General features: G+C 72.8%; 17 protein-coding genes. 7 read left to right on the top strand and 10 right to left on the bottom strand.

Annotation, left to right across the window (positions count from 1 at the left end; translation table 11 throughout):
- Positions 1–2 precede the first annotated feature (2 nt).
- Genes AMK11_RS17430 through AMK11_RS17415 form a run of 4 tightly spaced genes read right to left on the bottom strand, consistent with a single transcriptional unit; the run spans position 3 to position 4,399 of the window.
- Complete coding sequence (locus AMK11_RS17430) at positions 3–782, bottom strand: CDP-alcohol phosphatidyltransferase family protein (protein WP_073729004.1); 780 nt, start codon at positions 780–782, stop codon at positions 3–5.
- Complete coding sequence (locus AMK11_RS17425; protein ID WP_073728143.1) at positions 760–1,821, bottom strand: iron-containing alcohol dehydrogenase family protein; 1,062 nt, start codon at positions 1,819–1,821, stop codon at positions 760–762. Before AMK11_RS17425 ends, AMK11_RS17430 begins: the two co-directional genes overlap by 23 nt.
- Entirely contained in the window at positions 1,809–2,561 is a 753-nt protein-coding gene (locus AMK11_RS17420) for a phosphocholine cytidylyltransferase family protein (RefSeq protein WP_073728142.1), read from the bottom strand. The genes AMK11_RS17425 and AMK11_RS17420 overlap by 13 nt, the downstream gene beginning before the upstream one ends.
- Positions 2,558–4,399 carry a DUF5941 domain-containing protein gene (locus AMK11_RS17415; RefSeq protein WP_073728141.1) on the bottom strand — a complete coding sequence of 614 codons (1,842 nt, stop codon included), beginning with the start codon at positions 4,397–4,399 and terminating at the stop codon, positions 2,558–2,560. Before AMK11_RS17415 ends, AMK11_RS17420 begins: the two co-directional genes overlap by 4 nt.
- Before the next feature lie 468 nt (positions 4,400–4,867).
- Here AMK11_RS17415 and AMK11_RS17405 point away from each other — a divergent pair, with 468 nt between their 5' ends.
- Together AMK11_RS17405 and idi are read left to right on the top strand one after the other, a co-directional pair.
- Positions 4,868–5,806 (top strand): cation diffusion facilitator family transporter, encoded by a 939-nt coding sequence (locus AMK11_RS17405; protein WP_073728140.1) that lies wholly within the window; start codon positions 4,868–4,870, stop codon positions 5,804–5,806.
- Positions 5,807–6,125: 319 nt separating this feature from the next.
- Entirely contained in the window at positions 6,126–6,719 is a 594-nt protein-coding gene (gene idi, locus AMK11_RS17400) for an isopentenyl-diphosphate Delta-isomerase (RefSeq protein WP_073728139.1), read from the top strand.
- Positions 6,720–6,725: 6 nt separating this feature from the next.
- Here idi and AMK11_RS17395 read toward each other — a convergent pair whose 3' ends face one another.
- Entirely contained in the window at positions 6,726–7,178 is a 453-nt protein-coding gene (locus tag AMK11_RS17395) for an ATP-binding protein (protein ID WP_073728138.1), read from the bottom strand.
- Between the two features lie 205 nt (positions 7,179–7,383).
- On the opposite strand from AMK11_RS17395, the gene AMK11_RS17390 reads away from it, so the two are divergent.
- Positions 7,384–8,151: an enoyl-CoA hydratase/isomerase family protein gene (locus tag AMK11_RS17390; RefSeq protein WP_073728137.1), complete on the top strand. Its 768-nt coding sequence runs from the start codon at positions 7,384–7,386 to the stop codon at positions 8,149–8,151.
- Here AMK11_RS17390 and AMK11_RS17385 read toward each other — a convergent pair.
- Both AMK11_RS17385 and AMK11_RS17380 read right to left on the bottom strand, forming a co-directional pair.
- A complete protein-coding gene (locus AMK11_RS17385; protein ID WP_073728136.1) occupies positions 8,138–8,773 on the bottom strand; it encodes a DJ-1/PfpI family protein in 636 nt (211 codons plus the stop codon). The genes AMK11_RS17390 and AMK11_RS17385 overlap by 14 nt on opposite strands.
- 65 nt (positions 8,774–8,838) lie before the next feature.
- Positions 8,839–9,801 carry a GlxA family transcriptional regulator gene (locus AMK11_RS17380; RefSeq protein ID WP_073728135.1) on the bottom strand — a complete coding sequence of 321 codons (963 nt, stop codon included), beginning with the start codon at positions 9,799–9,801 and terminating at the stop codon, positions 8,839–8,841.
- Between the two features lie 124 nt (positions 9,802–9,925).
- Between AMK11_RS17380 and AMK11_RS17375 the strand changes: the two genes are divergently transcribed.
- The 3 genes from AMK11_RS17375 (at position 9,926) to AMK11_RS17370 (ending at position 13,827) form a co-directional block, all read left to right on the top strand.
- Positions 9,926–10,795, top strand: a complete 870-nt coding sequence (locus AMK11_RS17375; protein ID WP_073728133.1) for an SCO6745 family protein — start codon at positions 9,926–9,928, stop codon at positions 10,793–10,795.
- A gap of 439 nt (positions 10,796–11,234) precedes the next feature.
- The gene (locus AMK11_RS38985) at positions 11,235–11,366 is read left to right on the top strand and encodes an LPFR motif small protein (protein WP_257003040.1); all 132 of its coding nucleotides are present in this window, start codon (positions 11,235–11,237) and stop codon (positions 11,364–11,366) included.
- A gap of 115 nt (positions 11,367–11,481) precedes the next feature.
- Complete coding sequence (locus AMK11_RS17370) at positions 11,482–13,827, top strand: Tex family protein (RefSeq protein WP_073728131.1); 2,346 nt, start codon at positions 11,482–11,484, stop codon at positions 13,825–13,827.
- Positions 13,828–13,858: 31 nt separating this feature from the next.
- Here AMK11_RS17370 and AMK11_RS17365 read toward each other — a convergent pair whose 3' ends face one another.
- Positions 13,859–15,499, bottom strand: coding sequence for an ABC-F family ATP-binding cassette domain-containing protein (locus AMK11_RS17365; protein WP_073728129.1), 1,641 nt, complete (start codon positions 15,497–15,499; stop codon positions 13,859–13,861).
- Positions 15,500–15,546: 47 nt separating this feature from the next.
- Positions 15,547–16,584 carry an oxidoreductase gene (locus AMK11_RS17360; RefSeq protein ID WP_073728127.1) on the bottom strand — a complete coding sequence of 346 codons (1,038 nt, stop codon included), beginning with the start codon at positions 16,582–16,584 and terminating at the stop codon, positions 15,547–15,549.
- A 65-nt stretch (positions 16,585–16,649) separates the two neighbouring features.
- On the opposite strand from AMK11_RS17360, the gene AMK11_RS17355 reads away from it, so the two are divergent.
- Positions 16,650–17,603, top strand: a complete 954-nt coding sequence (locus AMK11_RS17355; protein WP_073728125.1) for an FAD-dependent oxidoreductase — start codon at positions 16,650–16,652, stop codon at positions 17,601–17,603.
- A 79-nt stretch (positions 17,604–17,682) separates the two neighbouring features.
- Here the strand turns inward: AMK11_RS17355 and AMK11_RS17350 are convergent, their stop codons facing one another.
- Entirely contained in the window at positions 17,683–19,413 is a 1,731-nt protein-coding gene (locus AMK11_RS17350; RefSeq protein ID WP_073728123.1) for a BCCT family transporter, read from the bottom strand.
- Between the last annotated feature and the right edge of the window lie 61 nt (positions 19,414–19,474).

The raw sequence follows: 19,474 nt of genomic DNA, 5'->3' as shown, positions 1-19,474 counted from the left end.
GCTCACTTCAGCCTGCTGGAGGCGAGGACGGACACGAGGTGCAGCAGGGTCTGCAGCAGCGCGATGCCGGCGAGTACGGCCGTGCCGAGCCGGGTGAAGAACAGGTCACCGCGGCTCGCGTCGACTATGGCGAGGACCAGGATGAGCAGCGACGCCTCGATGCCGAGGATCAGCCGGTGGAACTTGAGCGCCCCGGCGGCCCGGCGGGCCAGCGCCATGCCGGAGGAGCGGATCTCGGAGGCGGACTCCTTGACCGGGGCCATCCCGGCCTGGTGCCGGGCGACGCCCACCAGGTCGGTCTCGGCCTTGATCAGGATGGCGCCGAGCGCGGCGAGGGTGCCGAGGAAGGCCCACAGCCAGTCGATCCGGCCGGTGCCCCAGATGTCGGCGGCGCGCAGGCCGAGGCCGACCAGGACCGCGGCGTCGGTCAGGTAGGCGCCGACCCGGTCGAGGTAGACGCCGCCGAGGGAGTACTGCTTCTTCCAGCGCGCGACCTCGCCGTCGACGCAGTCCAGCAGCAGGTAGAGCTGGACCGCCACGACGCCGAGCACGGCGCCCCAGATCCCCGGCACCAGGAGGGCCGGGGCGGCGAGCACGCCGCAGACGGTCATCAGGTACGTGAGCTGGTTGGGCGTGATCCTGGTGTTCACCAGGTAGCGGTCGATCCGCAGCGAGACCTCACGCATGTAGAGGCGTCCCGCCCAGTGCTCACCGCTGCGCCGGTCCTTGACCCCGGCGGGGTGGACGACCGGACGTAGTTCAGCTACCGATGGCCTTGACATAGTCGGCGTACAGGTCCTTGATCTGGTCGGTTTCGAGGTCGAGGTGCTCGAGGATCGTGTAGCGGCCGGGCCGCGTCTGCGGGGCGAACTCCACGGCCCGGACGAATTCGTCCGGCGTGAACCCGATCTCCTCGGGCAGCACCGGCAGCCCGTGCCGGCGCAGCACCCCGGCCATGTGGGCGGACTCCTCGTGGGCGCCGCGCAGGTACATCGCGAAGGCCGCGCCCAGGCCGCACTGCTCGCCGTGGGCGGCGGCGCGCTGGGGGAAGAGCAGGTCGAAGGCGTGGTTGATCTCGTGGCAGGCGCCGGAGGACGGGCGCGAGTCGCCGGACACCGACATGGCGATCCCGCTGAGCACCAGCGCCTCGGCGAGCACCTGGAGGAACTCGTTGTCCCCGATGCCGCCCGGGTGCCGGAGCACGGCCTCGCCGGCCTGGCGGGCCATCGCGGCGGCCAGGCCGTCGATCCGCTCGCCCTTGACCCGGTTGGCCAGCTCCCAGTCCGCGATCGCGGAGACGTTGGAGACCGCGTCGCCGATGCCGGCCCGCACGAAGCGGGCCGGCGCCGCGCGGATGACGTCCAGATCGATCACGACGGCGATCGGGTTCGGGACGCCGTAGGAGCCGCGGCCCGCGTCGTTGTCGAGGGTGGCGACCGGCGAGCACAGGCCGTCGTGCGCGAGGTTCGTGGGCACGGCGACCAGCGGGAGGCCGACGCGCGCCGCGGCGAACTTGGCGCAGTCGATGATCTTGCCGCCGCCGAGGCCGACGACCGCGTCGTAGTGGCCGCCCTTCATGGCGCCGGCCAGCTTGATCGCGTCGTCCAGGGTGCCGCCGCCGACCTCGAACCAGTCGGCGCCGGGCAGGGACGGGGCGACGCGCTCGCGCAGCCGGGCGCCCGAGCCGCCGCTGACGGCGACGGCGAGCTTGCCCGAGTGGGAGATGCGCTCGTCGGCGAGCACACATCCCAGGTCGTCGAGGGCACCCGCGCGGATGTCCACGACGACCGGTGACGGGATGAGCCTCGTCAGTACTGGCACGCGATCTCCCTGCCCTTGGCGAGGTCGTCGTGGTTGTCGATCTCGACCCACTTGACCTCGCCGATCGACGCCGTGTCGATCTTGAAGCCGCGGTTGACGAGCTCCTGGTAGCCGTCCTCGTAGTAGAGCTGCGGGTCGCGCTCGAAGGTGGTCTTCAGGGCGTCGGCCAGGTCGGCGGCGGCCTCGCCCTCGATGAGGGTGACGCCGATGTACTCGCCGGTCGCCTCGGCCGGGTCCATGAGCTTGGTGATGCGCTGGACGCCCTTGTCGGGGTCGACGACGACCTTCATCTCCTCCTCGGCGAGGTTCTTCACCGTGTCGAGCGCGAGGATGATCTTCTTGCCGTCGCCGCGGGCGGCGAGCAGGGTCTTCTCGACGGAGACCGGGTGCACGGTGTCGCCGTTGGCGAGGATCACGCCGTCCTTGAGGGCGTCACGGCCGCACCACAGGGAGTAGGCGTTGTTCCACTCCTCGGCCTTGTCGTTGTCGATGAGGGTGAGCTTGACGCCGTACTTCTGCTCCAGCTCCTCCTTGCGGTCGTACACGGCTTCCTTGCGGTAGCCGACGATGATCCCGACCTCGGTCAGGCCGACCTCGGCGAAGTTGGCCAGCGTCAGGTCCAGCACCGTGATGCTGTCCTCCGCCCCCTCGGGGCCGACCGGCACCAGTGCCTTGGGCAGGGTGTCGGTGTAGGGGCGCAGACGCCGGCCGGCGCCGGCGGCCAGCACGAGGCCGATCATGCGGGTTCTCCTTCGTCGTGTACGGCGGGTGCGCCGCCCTTGTGGGCGGCGACCCAGAAGCGGATGCTCTCGGCGAGCACCACGAGTGCCACGGCCACGGCGAGCACCGTGAGCGCGAGCGTGAACTGTGTGGCGGTGAGCAGCACGGCCAAGGCGGTGATCACCAGCGTGCGGCCCTCGTGCCCCCCGATCGTCCGCACCAGCCACTGCGGCGGCGCACCCGCACCGCCGCGGATGCGGTAGACCGTGTCGTAGTGATGGTAGGCGACCGCGGCCACCAGCCCGAAAGCCGCCGGAAGCGCCCCGTTCACGTCCGCGTTGGCCGCGAGCACCAGGACGGTGCCGTACTCGGCGGCGCGGAAGAAGGGCGGGACCAGCCAGTCGAGGGCGCCCTTGAGGGGGCGGGCGACGGCGAGGGCGGAGGCCAGGACGTAGACGAGCGCGGCGACCGCCGGCCAGGGAGTGCCGAAGTCGGTGAGGGCGGCCGTGGCGACGACGGCGAGGCCGCCGAGGAGGGCGACGGCGGGGGCGGTGAAGCCGGGCAGGCGGCGGGCGGGCTTCGAGAAGCCCTTCGCGACGGGCTCGGCGAGCGGGCCGGAGTCGGCGAGGTCGGCGAGGGCCGTCGCAGCGCGGTCGGTCCGTGTCGCCTTCCGGGTCAGCGAGCGCAGCACCCGGCCGGCCGTGGTGTACGTCGCGGCGAACGCGCAGCCGATCAGCAGCGCGTAGAAGGTGATCCGGGGGGTGGCGACGGCGGTCAGGACGGCGATCATGGCCCAGCGTTCGCCGATGGGCAGGACGATCATCCGGCGTACCCAGACGGTCCAGCCGACGCTGTCGAGCCGGTCGGAGAGCGCGGCGGTGGGGCTGGTGTTGGCGGCGGCGTCGTGGTTGGCCTCGTTGAAGGAGAAGTCGACGACGTGCCGGCAGGTCTGGAGGACCATCGCGCCCAGGGCGAGCGCCCACACGTCGTCGCCGCCGCGGGCGGCGCCGAGGGCGAGGCCCGCGTAGTAGGCGTACTCCTTGGCCCGGTCGAAGGTGGCGTCCAGCCAGGCGCCGAGCGTGGAGTACTGCAGGGAGTAGCGGGCGAGCTGACCGTCGGTGCAGTCGAGGACGAAGGAGGCGATGAGCAGGACGCCGGCGGCGACGAAGCCGCCGCGGGTGCCGGTGGCCGCGCAGCCCGCCGCTATGAGCGCGGTGATCAGCGAGGCGGTGGTGACCTGGTTGGGGGTCAGTCCGCGGCGTGCGCACCAGCGGGCGATGTAGCGGGAGTAGGGGCTGATGAGGAAGGTGGTGACGAAGCCGTCGCGGGCCTTCACGGCAGACTTCAGGCGTACCGCCTCGTCGTCGACGACCGAGACCGCCTGCCGGGCCTCGTTGCGGGCCTGCGGGTCGGCGGGGACGACGGCGACGAGGCTGCCGAGCTCGGGGCGGTACACGTCGGCGCCGTCGGCGTCGAGGGCGGCGGTGATCCGGTCGGCGAGGCCTCCCGCGTCCGGCTTGGTCGGCGCGGCGCCGGCGCGCGCGGTGGCGCCGCACGCCGAGTGCTCCCGGGCCATGGCGCGGGTCAGGGTCTGGCGGGCCTCCGGCCGGGCGGTCACGGCGCCCGGGATGGCGGCGAGCGGGAAGCGGGGGTCGGTGAGACCGAGGCGCAGGGCGTGCACGTGGCCGACGAAGCGGGCGTCGACCACGGCGACCCGCTCTCCGGCCGGTACCCGGGCCAGCAGCGTCTCGGCGCCAGCGGCATCCGGGGCGAACTCGACGTCGAAGCCCAGGGACCGCAGCTCGCTCTCGATCGACGAACCGGGGACCAGCTGACCGGTGAGGATGGCGGTCGACAACCGAACTCACTCCCTGGGTGCCGACGCCTGGGCGCCGGGCCTGTGCATGGTGGGGCGCCCGCGCCTGCGGCACCCGGGCGGCATGTCGGCAGAGGTTATCGGATGCCGGGAACGCCGTGTTCACCGCCCGTTTCACGGTCGGTCGACGCCACTTGCATCCGCCTTGGCCTCGATCATCATCGTGGATGCGGGGCCCGCCCCACAAACCGCGCCCCCAGACCGGACATCGCGGACATCGCACAGGGTCGACGAGCATGCGCCCTGCGTCAGGGCGACCTCCCCGCCGCCGTCCGCCGACCGCCTCCGGACAGACTCCCCGAGTCACTTCGAACGCCCTGACCTGCACAACGTTTCCGCAGGTCAGGGCAGATGACAACGGTGTTCAGTGCCGCGTTGCCCGATACCCCCTACCCGTAGTTGACTGTGGTCCGGACGCCGGACGACGGACGCACAGGGAGGCGGCTTCTCATGGGGGCTGGGCACGATCACGGGCATGCGCACGGGGCGCGCGGCGGCGGGACGGCGAGCGCCGCGTACCGGGGCAGGCTCCGGGTGGCGCTGGCGATCACCGTCTTCGTCATGGTCGTCCAGATCGTCGGCGGTCTGCTCGCCGACTCGCTCGCCCTGGTCGCCGACGCGGCGCACATGGCCACGGACGCGCTGGGCCTCGGCATGGCGCTGCTGGCCATCCACTTCGCGAACCGGCCGCCGAGCGACCGGCGGACCTTCGGGTACGCCCGCGCGGAGATCCTGGCCGCCCTGGCCAACTGCCTGCTGCTGCTCGGCGTCGGGGGCTACATCCTGTTCGAGGCGGTCGAGCGGTTCATCACGCCCGCCGGCACCGACGGCGGGCTGGCCGTCGTCTTCGGCGTGATCGGCCTGGTCGCCAACATGGTGTCGCTCACCCTGCTGATGCGGGGACAGAAGGAGAGCCTCAACGTGCGGGGCGCCTTCCTGGAGGTGGCGGCGGACGCGCTGGGCTCGCTGACCGTGATCGTCTCCGCGCTGGTGATCCTCGCCACCGGCTGGCAGGCGGCCGACCCGATCGCCTCGCTGGTCATCGGCGTGATGATCGTGCCGCGCACCGTACGGCTGCTGCGCGAGACGCTGGACGTGCTGCTGGAGGCCGCGCCCAAGGACGTCGACATCGCCGAGGTCCGCGCCCACATACTGGCGCTGGACGGCGTCGAGGACGTGCACGACCTGCACGCCTGGACGATCACCTCGGGCATGCCGGTGCTGTCGGCGCACGTGGTGGTCAGCGGCGAGGTGCTGAGCGCGATCGGCCACGAGAAGATGCTGCACGAGCTGCAGGGCTGCCTGGGCGACCACTTCGACGTGGAGCACTGCACCTTCCAGCTGGAGCCCGGCGGGCACGCGGAGCACGAGGCCAGGCTCTGCCACTGAGACGCACCCGCCTCCGGCGAGCGGGCCAGGGGGCGCGCGCACAGAGTGGGCGCGCCGTGGAGTGCGGCCGTCCGCCGCACGAGCGCGTCCCGCTCTCGCACGTGCGCTCCCGTCCTCCGCTCCACCCTTCCCGGTCACGCCCCCGACGGTTCCCGGACCGCGCAGCGGGAATGATCAACCTTCGGGCCCCTCCTCGGCGTCCGACCGGTCAGACCGCCGTCCGCGCCGCCGCGCGGGACATGCGGAGTGCCGGGAAGTGCCGAGAGTGCCGGATTCGTACGGCACACTTGGGGCGCGAGGACCGAGTTGAAGGATGGGTATGCCGATCACTCCTGCCACCGAGACGCACAGTTCGTCGAACGGCACCGCAGACGCGATCTTGCTGGAACTGGTCGACGAGAACGGTGCGACGATCGGCACCGCGGAGAAGCTCTCGGCGCACCAGCCGCCGGGACGGCTGCACCGCGCCTTCTCCGTGTTCCTCTTCGACGAGCGGGGCCGGCTGCTGCTCCAGCAGCGGGCGCTGGGCAAGTACCACTCCCCCGGTGTGTGGTCCAACACCTGCTGCGGTCACCCCTACCCCGGCGAGGCACCCTTCGCGGCCGCGGCCCGGCGGACGTACGAGGAGCTCGGCGTCTCCCCCTCGCTGCTCGCCGAGGCGGGCACCGTGCGCTACAACCACCCCGACCCGGCCTCCGGGCTGGTGGAGCAGGAGTACAACCACCTCTTCGTCGGCCTGGTGCAGGCCGCGCTGCGGCCCGACCCGGAGGAGGTGGCCGAGACGGCCTTCGTGGACCCGGCCGAGCTGGCCGAGCGGCACGCGAAGGACACCTTCTCGGCGTGGTTCATGACCGTGCTGGACGCGGCCCGGCCCGCCGTCCGGGAGCTGACGGGCCCCTCCGCCGGCTGGTGACCCCGCCTACCGCGGGGCGTGCTTGAGCGGCAGGGCGGCCCAGATCACCTTGCCGCCGCTCGCCGTGTGGGCCACATCGCACGCCCCGCCCGCCTCCCGGGTGATCTCCCGGACCAGGAGCAGTCCCCGCCCGCCCGTCTGCCCGTGGTCGGCCTCCAGGGCGGTCGGGCGGTAGGGGTGGCTGTCCTCCACGGACACCCGCACCCACTCGGGCCCGACGGCGACCTCCACGGCGAGCACGGGCGACAGCACCGCGGCGTGCCGGACGGCGTTGGTGACCAGCTCCGAGACGATCAGCAGCAGTCCCTGGGTCACGTCGTCGGAGACCGGCACGCCCTGGCGCACCAGCAGGTCCCGCACGGCGTGCCTCGCCTGCGGGACCGACGCCTCCACGGCGGGGGCGGTGAACCGCCAGACGCCTTCGTACGGCAGCGGCCCGGCGGGCCCGGTCTCGTCCATGGTCCGGTCGCCACCCCTGGGCTCGATTGTCACCACACCCCTGAGTGTTGGGAACGCGTCGCTCCCCTCCGGATGACTGAACGCAAGTCAGCTGGTATCGAACGGTTCTGATCGTTGGCGTATGACACGGTCAGTTGTGGGACCGTTCCTGTTCCGCCCACACCGTCCGTACGAACCCGGCGGGTCGGCGGATAGCATCCGGCGCATGGAGCCCCAGCTGCTGTACCGGGTCGCCGACTCGGTCGCGACCGTCGTCGTCCACCACCCGGCCAAGCGCAACGCCATGACGGCGCGGATGTGGCGGGCGCTGCCGCCGCTGCTCGACGCCCTGGCCGGCGACCCGGCGGTGCGGGCGCTGGTGCTCACCGGTGAGGGCGGCACGTTCTGCGCCGGGGCCGACATCTCGACCCTGCGGGAGTCCGCGGAGGAGGCGCAGGGGCTCGCCGTGCGCGCCGAGGAGGCCCTGGCGGCCTTCCCCAAGCCGACGCTGGCGGCGGTCCGCGGTCACTGCGTGGGCGGCGGGACGCAGCTGGCGGCCGCCTGCGACCTGCGGTTCGCCGAGGAGTCGGCGCTGTTCGGGGTGACTCCGGCCAAGCTGGGGGTCGTCTATCCGGCGTCCTCGACCCGGCGGCTGGCCGCGCTGACCGGGCCGGCCACCGCGAAGTACCTGCTGTTCTCCGGGGAGTTGATCGACGCCGGGCGGGCGCTGCGCACGGGCCTGGTCGACGAGGTGCTGCCGGAGGGCGAACTCGGCAAGCGGGTGGCGGAGTTCACCCGGATCCTCACGTCCCGCTCGCAGCTGACGCAGGCCGCGGCGAAGGAGTTCGCGGACGGGCGCACCGACCGGGACGCGTACTGGACGGCGCAGGCACGCGGCAGCGGCGACCTCGCGGAGGGGGTCGCCGCCTTCCTGGAGCGCAGGCAGCCGGAGTTCGGCTGGCGCGTCCCCGGAAGCGCGCCTACGTCAGGATGAACCGGTTCCGGGTGTGGAACTCCTCGACGAGATGAGCGGGCGCCTTCTCGGGGGACCCCGCGTCGTACGGCGGCTGGGGGTCGTACTCGGTCAGCAGCTGAACGGCCTGGGCGTGCTCGTCACCGGCGATCCGGCCGACCAGCGTGAGGCCCATGTCGATGCCGGAGGAGACACCGGCCGCCGTGACGTACTTGCCGTCGGTGACCACCCGTTCCCCGGTCGGCTCGACGCCGAACCGCTTCAGGAGGTCCAGGGCCAGCCAGTGCGAGGTGGCGCGGCGGCCCTTCAGCAGGCCCGCGGCGGCGAGCAGCAGGGAGCCGGAGCAGACCGAGGTGGTCCAGGTGCTGGTGGCATCGGCCGCGCGGAGCCACTCCAAGAGGGTCGTGTCGTCCATCTGCGCGTGCTGTCCGGGGCCGCCGGGCACGACGACGACATCCGGGTGCGGCACGTCGGAGAGGGTCCGGTCGGCGGTCAGCGCCAGGCTTCCCGTCTCGTTGCGGACGGGACCGGTCCGCTCGGCGACGAACACGGTCTCCGCGTCCGGGACGCGGCTGAGGGTCTCGTACGGCCCCACCGCGTCGAGGGCGGTGAAACGGTCGAAGAGGACGATCGCGATCTGCACGGGATTCCTTCCGGTCGGTGTCGTGGTGGTACGGGATACGGGATACGGGATGTGAGGTACGTGGGTCACCGGACGGGTGCCGGGCGGAAGCGGCGGCGGTACTCGGCCGGTGCGGTTCCGAGGGTCCTGACGAAGGCCCGCCGCATGGCCTCCGGCGTGCCGTACCCGCTGGCGCGGGAGATTTCCTCGACGCCGTCCGCCGTGTCCTCCAGCAGCCGGCGCGCGTGTTCCAGCCGGACCCGGTCGACGTAGCGGCCGGGTGTCGTGCCCGTCTCCGCCTGGAAGGCCCGGGCGAAGTGGCGGGGCGAGAAGCCGCTCCGGGCGGCGAGCGACTCGACGCTCAGGTCGGCCCCGGGGTGCTCGGTGATCCACTGCTGGACCTCGCGCAGGGGCTCGCGCCGGGCGGTCTGGGCGGCCAGCTGGGCACTGAACTGGGCCTGGTTGCCGGGCCGGCGCAGGAACACCACCAGGTGGCGGGCGACGGTCAGGGCGACGTCCCGGCCCAGGTCCTCCTCGACCAGGGCGAGGGCGAGGTCGATGCCGGAGGTGACACCGGCGGAGGTGGCGACGTGGCCGTCGCGGATGTAGATCGGGTCGGGGTCGACGTCCACGGCCGGGTGGTCGTGGGCGAGCCGGTCCGAGTACGCCCAGTGGGTGGTCGCGCGGCGGCCGTCCAGGAGCCCCGCTCGGGCGAGCAGGATCGCTCCCGTGCACACGGAGACCAGGCGCCGGGCGCGGGGGCCGTGCCCGCGCAGCCACTCGATCAGGTGCCGGTCGGGGTGCCGGGTGCCCTGGCCGCCCGGGACGACCAGGGTGTCCGGGTCCTCCGAGTCCGTGGTGAGGGCCTGGTCCGGTACGACGGTCAGACCGCTGGACGTGCGCACGGCAGCGCCGTCCAGCGAGGCCGTACGGATGCGGTATGTCCCCGGCGTGTGCTTCTCCGCGCCCGCGAAGACCTCCACGGGGCCGGTGACATCGAGGCTCTGGACGTCGTCGAAGAGGACGACGAGGACGGTTCGCTGCGCCATGCGTCGATTCTTCGCCCGCACCTCGGGCGTCCGCAATGACGCGTACCCCACCTTTCCTGCCATGCCGCACGCGTGCGCGAGACAGCCCTGGGTGACGTACTGAGCGGTTGGTAACCTGCCGGGCATGACCACTGCCGCCATCGACGCACGCGCCGGCCGCCGCTGCCACAACGCGCTCAACTCGCTGCACTCGACGCACTACTTCTCGCCCGACACGGGCCGGGAGCTGAGCGCCCTCGGGGTCACCGACCCACGGGCGGTCAACTTCGCGGTGCGCGCCGCCGCGCTCGGGCCGGTCGGCGCCGGCGCGGTGACGGCGGTGTTCTACAACTACAAGCACGACCTCGTCGCCCGGCACGTGCCCGCCGTGTGGGAGACGGTCACGCCCGAGCAGGCGCTGGCGGCACGCGAGCGAGCCGTCGACGCGACGCTGCGCCGGCTGCTCGGCGAGGAGGCCGTGTCGTCGGCGGAGATGTCGGAGGCGGCCGCTCTGGGGCTGCGCGCCGCCGAGGCCTGCGCGCGCGGTGCGCGCCCGCTGTACTCGGCCCACGCCGACCTGCCCGTGCCCGACGCGCCGCACCTGGCGTTGTGGCACGCGGCGACGCTGCTGCGCGAACACCGGGGCGACGGGCACCTCGTCGCGCTGGCGGCGGCGGAGCTGGACGGTCTGGAGGCGCTGGTGACGCACACCGCGACCGGCAGGGGCATGGCGCCGAAGTGGGTCCTCAGCACCCGTGGCTGGACCCGGGAGGAGTGGGACGCGGCGGCGGACCGGCTACGCGGGCGCGGCCTCGTCGACGACGCCGGAGAGCTCACGGAGCGCGGGGTGGCCCTGCGCGACGGGATCGAGCAGGAGACGGACCGGCTCGACTCGGCCCCCTACACCCACCTGGGGGCGGAGGGTGTGGCGCGCCTGACGGACCTCGCGTCGGCCTTCGCCCGCACGGCGGTCGGCGCGGGCGCCTTCCCGGCGGACCTGTTCGGCAAGCGCTGAGGGGACTCGTACGGCACACGTCGCGCGTCGCGGACTCGCTTCGCGGGCGCGGGGACGTGCGGCGTGGGGTCGGGTCCGAAGACACGCGTCGCGGTCGCGCCGCGCAGTCACCGCGAGGCGAGGGCACCCGCATCGCGCGTCGCGGGGTGCGCGGTGTCGCATTCGGGGCCGCGCCGCATGGTCGCGGCAAGGCAAGGGCCCCCGCATCGCGGACCGCACGCCCATCCGCTCCCCGGGTCGGGACGCGCGGCGTCGCGTCCGGGGCGAGGGCGCCCCATCGCGCGTCGCGGGCCCCCGCCCCAGGGCGCGGACACGCGTCCGGAGCTCCTGGACGGGGGCGCGAGTCGCGGATCACAGGCCGGGGGCGAGCATGCCGCGCCGATGTGGAGGTACCCGTACTCTCCCGGCCGGAGGGGCCGGGAGACGAGAGGGGCTTTTCGTGTTCCGTGCCATCGCAGACGTACTGCGCCAGATCGGTGGCGCCATCGCCACCGTCGTGACGCTTCCCTTCCGGGCCCTGGCCCGGCTCTTCGGCGGCGCATCGTCCGCCACCCGCGGCCGCAGGGTCTGATGCCGGCCGCGGTACGACCCGGTCGCGACGGGCCCGGGTGCCGCCCTGATCCCCGATTGTCGGTGCCACCTGCCACAATTGCCGCGCAACCTCAGTGAGAAGGCGGTACGGGATCGTGACGACACCCGGGTCCAGCGCGTCCAGCGACGTGAGGTCCATCGAAGGCAGGATCGCCGAGGAACTCGGCGTACGGGAGCGGCAGGTGAAGGCCGCGGTGGAGCTGCTCGACGGCGGCTCGACGGTGCCCTTCATCGCCCGCTACCGCAAGGAAGCGACCGAGATGCTCGACGACGCGCAGCTGCGCACGCTCGAGGAGCGGCTGCGTTATCTGCGGGAGCTGGAGGACCGGCGTACGGCGATCCTCGACTCGGTGCGCGAGCAGGGCAAGCTCACCGAGGAACTGGAGGCGCGCATCCGGGCGGCCGGGACCAAGGCCCGGCTGGAGGACATCTACCTGCCGTTCAAGCCGAAGCGGCGGACGAAGGCGCAGATCGCGCGCGAGGCGGGCCTCGAGCCGCTGGCCGAGGGCCTGCTCGGCGACCCGTCGGTGGACCCCCTGGCCGCCGCCGCCGCGTTCGTGGACGCCGACAAGGGCGTGGCGGATCCGCAGGCCGCCCTGGACGGGGCCCGGTCGATCCTCACCGAGAAGTTCTCCGAGGACGCCGACCTGATCGGCGAGGTGCGGGAGCGGATGTGGGTGCGCGGGCGGCTCGCCGCCAAGGTGAAGGAGGGCAAGGAGGAGGCCGGCGCCAAGTTCGCCGACTACTTCGACTTCGCCGAGCCGTTCACCGAGCTGCCCTCGCACCGGATCCTCGCCATGCTGCGCGGCGAGAAGGAGGACGTGCTCGACCTCGTCCTGGAGCCCGAGGAGCCCACCGACGGCCCGTCGTCGTACGAGGGGATCGTCGCGGGCCGGTTCGGGATCGCCGACCGCGGTCGGCCCGGCGACAAGTGGCTGGCGGACACGGTCCGCTGGGCCTGGCGCACCCGCATCCTGGTGCACCTCGGCATCGACCTCAGGCTGCGGCTGCGCACGGCCGCCGAGGACGAGGCGGTGAACGTCTTCGCCGCCAACCTCCGTGACCTGCTGCTGGCCGCCCCGGCGGGCACCCGCGCGACGCTCGGCCTGGACCCGGGCTTCCGCACGGGTGTGAAGGTCGCCGTGGTCGACGCCACCGGCAAGGTCGTGGCCACCGACGTGATCCACCCGCACGTGCCGGCCAACCGGTGGGACGAGGCGATCGCCAAGCTGGCGCGGCTCGCGAAGGAGCACGCCGTCGAGCTGGTCGCGATCGGCAACGGCACGGCGTCCCGCGAAACCGACAAGCTCGCCGGTGAACTCATCGCCAAGCACCCGGAGCTGAAGCTCACCAAGGTGATGGTGTCCGAGGCCGGCGCCTCCGTGTACTCGGCCTCCGCCTTCGCCTCGCAGGAGCTGCCGGACATGGACGTCTCGCTGCGCGGCGCGGTGTCGATCGCCCGCCGGCTCCAGGACCCGCTGGCCGAGCTGGTGAAGATCGACCCGAAGTCGATCGGCGTCGGCCAGTACCAGCACGACCTGTCCGAGGTGAAGCTGTCCCGCTCGCTGGACGCGGTCGTCGAGGACTGTGTGAACGGCGTGGGCGTGGACGTCAACACGGCGTCGGCGCCGCTGCTCGCCCGGGTCTCCGGCATCACCTCCTCACTCGCCGAGAACATCGTCTCCCACCGGGACGCGAACGGTCCGTTCTCGTCGCGGACCGAGCTGAAGAAGGTGTCTCGGCTCGGCCCCAAGGCGTACGAGCAGTGCGCGGGCTTCCTGCGGATCCGGGGCGGCAGCGACCCGCTGGACGCCTCCAGCGTGCACCCCGAGGCGTATCCCGTGGTGCGCAGGATGGTGAAGACCGCCGGGCAGGAGGTGGCCGGGCTGATCGGCAACACGTCCGTGCTGCGGTCGCTGAAGCCGGCTCAGTTCGTGGACGAGACGTTCGGTCTGCCGACGGTCTCCGACATCCTGCGGGAGCTGGAGAAGCCGGGGCGCGACCCGCGGCCCGCCTTCAAGACGGCCACCTTCAAGGAGGGCGTGGAGAAGATCTCCGACCTGTCCTCGGGGATGGTGCTGGAGGGGGTCGTCACGAACGTGGCGGCCTTCGGGGCGTTCGTGGACGTCGGTGTGCACCAGGACGGGCTGGTGCACGTGTCCGCGATGTCGAAGACGTTCGTGAAGGATCCGCGGGACGTGGTGAAGCCCGGGGACATCGTGAAGGTGAAGGTGCTGGACGTCGACATCCCGCGGAAGCGGATCTCGTTGACGCTGCGGCTGGACGACGAGGCCGCTCCGCAGGGGGAGCAGAAGAAGGAGCGTGGAGGGAGGCCGCCTCGGCAGCGGAAGGCCGCCGGCGGTAAGGGGAGGGCGTCCGCGGCGCCGGCGCCTTCCAATGGGGCGATGGCGGACGCGTTGCGGCGGGCCGGGTTGGCGTAGGGGCCCGGTAGGGGGGTGGGCGCGGCTGGTGCTAGCGCTCCACCACCTTGCCGTCCGTCACCTCCAGGCGGCGGGTCACCCTGATCGCGTTCAGCATGCGGCGGTCGTGGGTGATCAGGAGGAGGGTGCCCTCGTAGGCGTCCAGGGCCGACTCCAGTTGTTCGATGGCCGGGAGGTCGAGGTGATTGGTCGGCTCGTCGAGGACCAGCAGGTTGACGCCCCGGCCCTGGAGGAGCGCGAGGGCGGCCCTCGTGCGTTCGCCCGGTGACAGGGTCGACGCCGGGCGCATGACGTGGTCCGCCTTCAGGCCGAACTTGGCCAGGAGGGTGCGGACGTCCGCCGGTTCCGTGCCCGGGACGGCGGCGCGGAAAGCGTCCAGCAGGGGCTCGGGCCCGTGGAACAGCTCCCGGGCCTGGTCGACCTCGCCGAGCAGGACGCCGGAGCCGAGCGCGGCGTGTCCGGCGTCCAGCGGGACGCGGCCCAGAAGGGCGCCGAGGAGGGTGGACTTGCCCGCGCCGTTGGCTCCGGTCACCGCGACCCGGTCCGCCCAGTCGATCTGGAGGGAGACGGGGCCGAGGACGAAGTCGCCCCGGCGGACCTCGGCGTCGCGCAGGGTGGCGACCACGGCGCCGGAACGGGGCGCCGAGGCGATCTCCATCCGCAGTTCCCACTCCTTGCGCGGCTCCTCGACGACCTCCAGGCGCTCGATCATGCGCTGGGTCTGGCGGGCCTTGGCGGCCTGCTTCTCGCTGGCCTCGCTGCGGAACTTGCGGCCGATCTTGTCGTTGTCGTTGCCCGCCTTGCGCCGGGCGTTCTTGACGCCCTTGTCCATCCAGGTGCGCTGCGTCTGCGCCCGGTCCTGGAGGGCGGCGCGCTTGTCGGCGTACTCCTCGTACTCGTCGCGGGCGTGGCGGCGGGCGACCTCGCGTTCCTCCAGGTAGCCCTGGTAGCCGCCGCCGTAGAGGTTGATCCGGCGCTGGGCGAGGTCGAGTTCGAGGACCTTGGTGACGGTGCGGGTGAGGAACTCGCGGTCGTGGCTGACGACGACGGTGCCGGCGCGCAGGCCGGTGACGAAGCGTTCGAGTCGCTCCAGGCCGTCCAGGTCGAGGTCGTTGGTCGGCTCGTCGAGGAGGAAGACGTCGTAGCGGGACAGGAGGAGGGAGGCGAGTCCGGCGCGGGCGGCCTGGCCACCGGACAGGGACGTCATCGGCTGGTCGAGGCCGACGGTGAGGCCCAGCGCGCCGGCGGTCTCCTCGGCGCGTTCGTCGAGGTCTGCGCCGCCGAGGGCCAGCCAGCGCTCCAGGCTCGTCGCGTACGCGTCGTCGGCGCCGGGGGCCGCGTCGACCAGGGCCTGCGTGGCCTCGTCCATGGCCCGCTGGGCCTCGGTGACGCCGGTGCGGCGGGCGAGGAAGGCCCGGACGGTCTCGCCGGGCCGGCGTTCCGGCTCCTGCGGGAGGTGGCCGACGGTGGCGGTGGGCGGCGACAGACGCAGCTCGCCCTCTTCCGGAGCGGTCAGCCCGGCGAGCATCCGCAGCAGGGTGGACTTGCCCGCGCCGTTGGCTCCGACGAGACCGATCACGTCGCCGGGGGCCACGACCAGGTCGAGTCCGGTGAACAGGGAGCGGTCGCCGTGGCCGGCGGCGAGGTTCTTGGCGACGAGGGTGGCAGTCATCAGACCGTCGATCCTAGCGGCGGCCCGCCGCCCGCTCAGCCGGGTCCTCAGTCGGGTCCCGAGGGCGTCACCGCCGTCACCAGCACGCTTCCCGGGGCGCGGGCCACCAGGTAGGACTCCCCCTTCACCGTCCCGGCGTCGAGGGCGACGCGGTGGGTGCCCGGTCCGAGGACGCCGTCGAAGACCTCGTGGACGCGGGTGCGGTGGAGGCGGTCGACGCGGTACGCCGTGAGCCGTACCCGGCAGGGCGAGGTGACCTCGACGTCCGCGGCCGTGCCGGTCGCCGTCAGCCGGGTCAGCCGGCGCCGCCCGGCCGGGCCGTCGTCCAGGGCGTGTTCGATCTGGGCGACGAGGAGCGGGACGATCGGGGCGAGGCCCACGACGTGGGGCACGTCCATCCCGGCGTCCGCGAAGGCACGGCGTACGGCCGACCGCTGCTCCTCGTCGGCCCCGGTGCCGAAGGCGACCACTCCGTAGGTCCGCAGCTCCTCGGCCGGTACGGCCCCGGCGTCCTCGGTGATGTCGGCGCCGACGCCGATGGTGCGCAGCGCGGCGGCGAGTCTGGCGAGCAGGGCGACGCGGGCGCCGATGAGCAGGACCCGGCGGCGGGTACGCGCGGTGCGGTCGCCGTCGAGCAGGGCGGCGAGGGCGGCCCGGTACTCGGCGCCGGGGAAGCGGTAAGGGCCGATGCCGTGGTAGCCGTTGAACTCGAGGTCGGCGTGGTCGCCGGTCTGCCAGGCGAAGTCCCGCCAGACGAAGTCGTCGCCGTCCCGCACGATCACGGCGGTCACCGCGCCGCAGGCGAGGTCCGCGCACTCGGGGCAGCCGTAGATGACGTACCGGCCGCCGGGCAGGGGCGCCCCGGTCTCCAGGAGCAGGCCGCGGACCTGCTCGGTGAAGATCGCGGGTGGCACGTCGGAGGCGAGCGGGGAGACGGCGTCGAGGTCGGACAGGCGGAACAGCAGGGGGCGTCCGTCGACGATGAAGTCCATGAAGTCGCGGTGGACCTGGTAGTCACCGTCGGCGAGGACCCCGCCGGCCCGCGTTGCCGGTGCCAGGCCGAAGGTCGCGTACTCGGCTGCCATGCGGTGAGTATTCCCACCGCGGGCCGGTCTGCGCACGGCATGGCATGTTCCGTTAACGTCCCCGGATGGAAACCGAACTGGGTGACGAAGTCGTCGTGGTCGGTGGCGGGGTGGTCGGCCTGACGACGGCCGTCGTGCTCGCCGAGCGCGGCAGGCGGGTACGGCTGTGGACGAGGGAGGCGGCCGAGCGGACCACCTCGGCGGTCGCGGGCGGCCTGTGGTGGCCGTACCGCGTCGAACCGGTGGCGCTGGCGCGGGCGTGGGCGCTTCAGTCGCTGGACGTGTACGAGGAACTGGCGGCTCGGCCCGAAGTGACCGGCGTACGCATGGTCGAAGGGGTGCTGGGCGAGACCGGCCTGGACGAGGTGGACGCCTGGGCCACCGCCCGGCTGCCGGGGCTGCGCGCGTCGACCGCCGAGGAGTACGGCGGGACGGGGCTGTGGGCGCGGTTGCCGCTCATCGACATGCCGGCGCACCTGTCCTGGCTGCGGGAGCGGTTCGCGGCGGCGGGCGGGGTGCTGGAGAACCGCGCGGTGGACCGGCTGGACGAGGCCGAGGCGCCGGTGGTGGTCAACTGCACGGGCCTGGGCGCCCGGGAGCTGGTGCCGGACCCGGCGGTGCGGCCGGTGCGCGGGCAACTGGTCGTGGTGGAGAACCCCGGCGTCGACACCTGGCTGGTCTCCACCGACCCGGTGTCCGGGGAGACGGCGTACTTCCTGCCGCAGCCGGGCCGGCTCCTGCTCGGCGGCACGGCCGAGGACGACGTCTGGGCGGACGAGCCGGACCCGGCGGTCGCGGAGGCGATCGTGCGGCGGTGCGCGGCGCTGCGGCCGGAGATCGCGGAGGCCCGGGTGCTCGGTCATCTGGTGGGGCTCAGGCCGGCGCGGGACGCGGTGCGGCTGGAGCGCGAGTCGCTGCCGGACGGGCGGGTGCTGGTGCACAACTACGGTCACGGCGGCGGGGGCGTCACCGTGGCCTGGGGCTGTGCGCGGGAGGCGGCCGAGCTCGCGTCCGGCTGACGGCACGGGAAGGTGCCCCGAAGGGGAGGGGCCGGCACGCGGTGCGTGCCGGCCCCTGTCCCTTCCCCCGTCCCCCGGGTCAGTGGTGCTTGCCGATCGGGTCTCCCTCCACATCCGGGCCGGTGCCCGGGCCGATGCGGATCTCGAATTCGCCCTCGTACTGCTTGTGGCCCTCGATGACGGCCATCTCGACGGCCTCGGAGGCCATCTCGCCGCGCACGATGAGCGGGTCGCGGCGCAGGTCGCGCATGAGGGCGACGCACATGCCGATCATCACGATGACGAAGGGTGCCGCCGCGAGGATCGTGAGGTTCTGCAGTCCGGCCAGGGCGTCCCCCTCGCCGCTGCCGACCAGGAGCATGATGGCGGCGACCGCGCCGGTCACCACGCCCCAGAACACGACCACCCAGCGGCTGGGCTCCAGCGCGCCCTTCTGCGAGAGGGTGCCCATCACGATGGAGGCCGCGTCGGCGCCCGAGACGAAGAAGATGCCGACGAGGATCATCACCAGCAGGCTGGTGGCGGTGGCGATGGGGTACTCCTGGAGGACGGCGAAGAGCCGGCCCTCGGGGGTCGTCTCGTCCCCGAGCCGGTTCTGCTCCTGGAGCCGCATGGCCGAACCGCCGAAGACGGCGAACCAGATCAGGCTGACCGTGCTGGGCACGAGGATGACGCCGCCGATGAACTGGCGGATGGTCCGGCCCCGGCTGATGCGGGCGATGAACATGCCGACGAACGGCGTCCAGGAGATCCACCACGCCCAGTAGAAGACGGTCCAGCTGCTCAGCCAGTCCGCGACGCCCTCGCCGCCGCTGATCTCGGTGCGGCCGGCCATCTCGGGCAGGTCGCCGAGGTAGGCGAAGACCGAGGTCGGTAGCAGGTCGAGGATCAGGATGGTCGGACCGGCGACGAACACGAAGACGGCCAGGAGCAGGGCCAGCACCATGTTGGTGTTGGACAGCCACTGGATGCCCTTCTCGACGCCGGAGATCGCCGAGGCCACGAACGCCACGGTCAGCACCGCGATGATGCCGACCAGCAGCCCGGTGCTGACCTTGTCCATCCAGTCGAGCTTCTCCACACCGGAGCCGATCTGGAGGGCGCCGAGGCCGAGTGAGGCCGCGGAACCGAAGACCGTCGCGATGATGGCGAGGATGTCGATGACCCGGCCGCTGGTGCCGTTGGCGTGCTTGGTGCCGATGAGCGGGGTGAACACGGCGCTGATGGTCTGCCGGCGGCGCCTGCGGAAGGTGCTGTAGGCGATGCCGAGGCCGACCACCGCGTAGATCGCCCACGGGTGGAGCGTCCAGTGGAACAGGGTGGTGGCCATGGCTGTCGCCATGCGGTCGCCGGAGTCGGCGGGAGAGGTGCCGGGCGGGGCGGCGTCGTAGTGCGCCAGCGGCTCGCTCACGCCCCAGAACATCAGACCGATGCCCATGCCGGCGCTGAACATCATGGCGACCCAGGACACCGTGCGGAACTCGGGTTCCTCGCCCTCGGCCCCGAGGTGGATGCGGCCGTAGCGGCTGGCCGCCAGCCAGAGGGCGAAGACGACGAACCCGGAGGCCGCCAGTACGAAGGCCCAGCCGCCGTTGTGGATCAGCCCGCCGAGCATGGTGCCGGAGGCGTCCTCCAGCGAGTCGGTGCCGATGGCGCCCCAGAGGACGAAGGCGAGGGTCAGGGCCGCGGTGACGCCGAAGACGACGCGGTCGGTCCGCGGCTTGTGCTCCTGGCCCGGCAGGCCCGCTTCCGAACCCGGCAGCGTGCCTCTTTCGTGGTGTTCCTTGTCGCTTGGTCGGTCCTGCGTCACAGGCGGCACCTTTCAAGTCGGTGAGGCTGAAAATACTCCTCCGCTATGCCCATACCACCTG

It is taken from the genome of Streptomyces sp. CB02414 (assembly GCF_001905385.1).
Taxonomy (GTDB): domain Bacteria; phylum Actinomycetota; class Actinomycetes; order Streptomycetales; family Streptomycetaceae; genus Streptomyces.
Note: the sequence above shows the minus strand (reverse complement) of the source record. Positions and strands in the feature narration are given on the sequence as shown.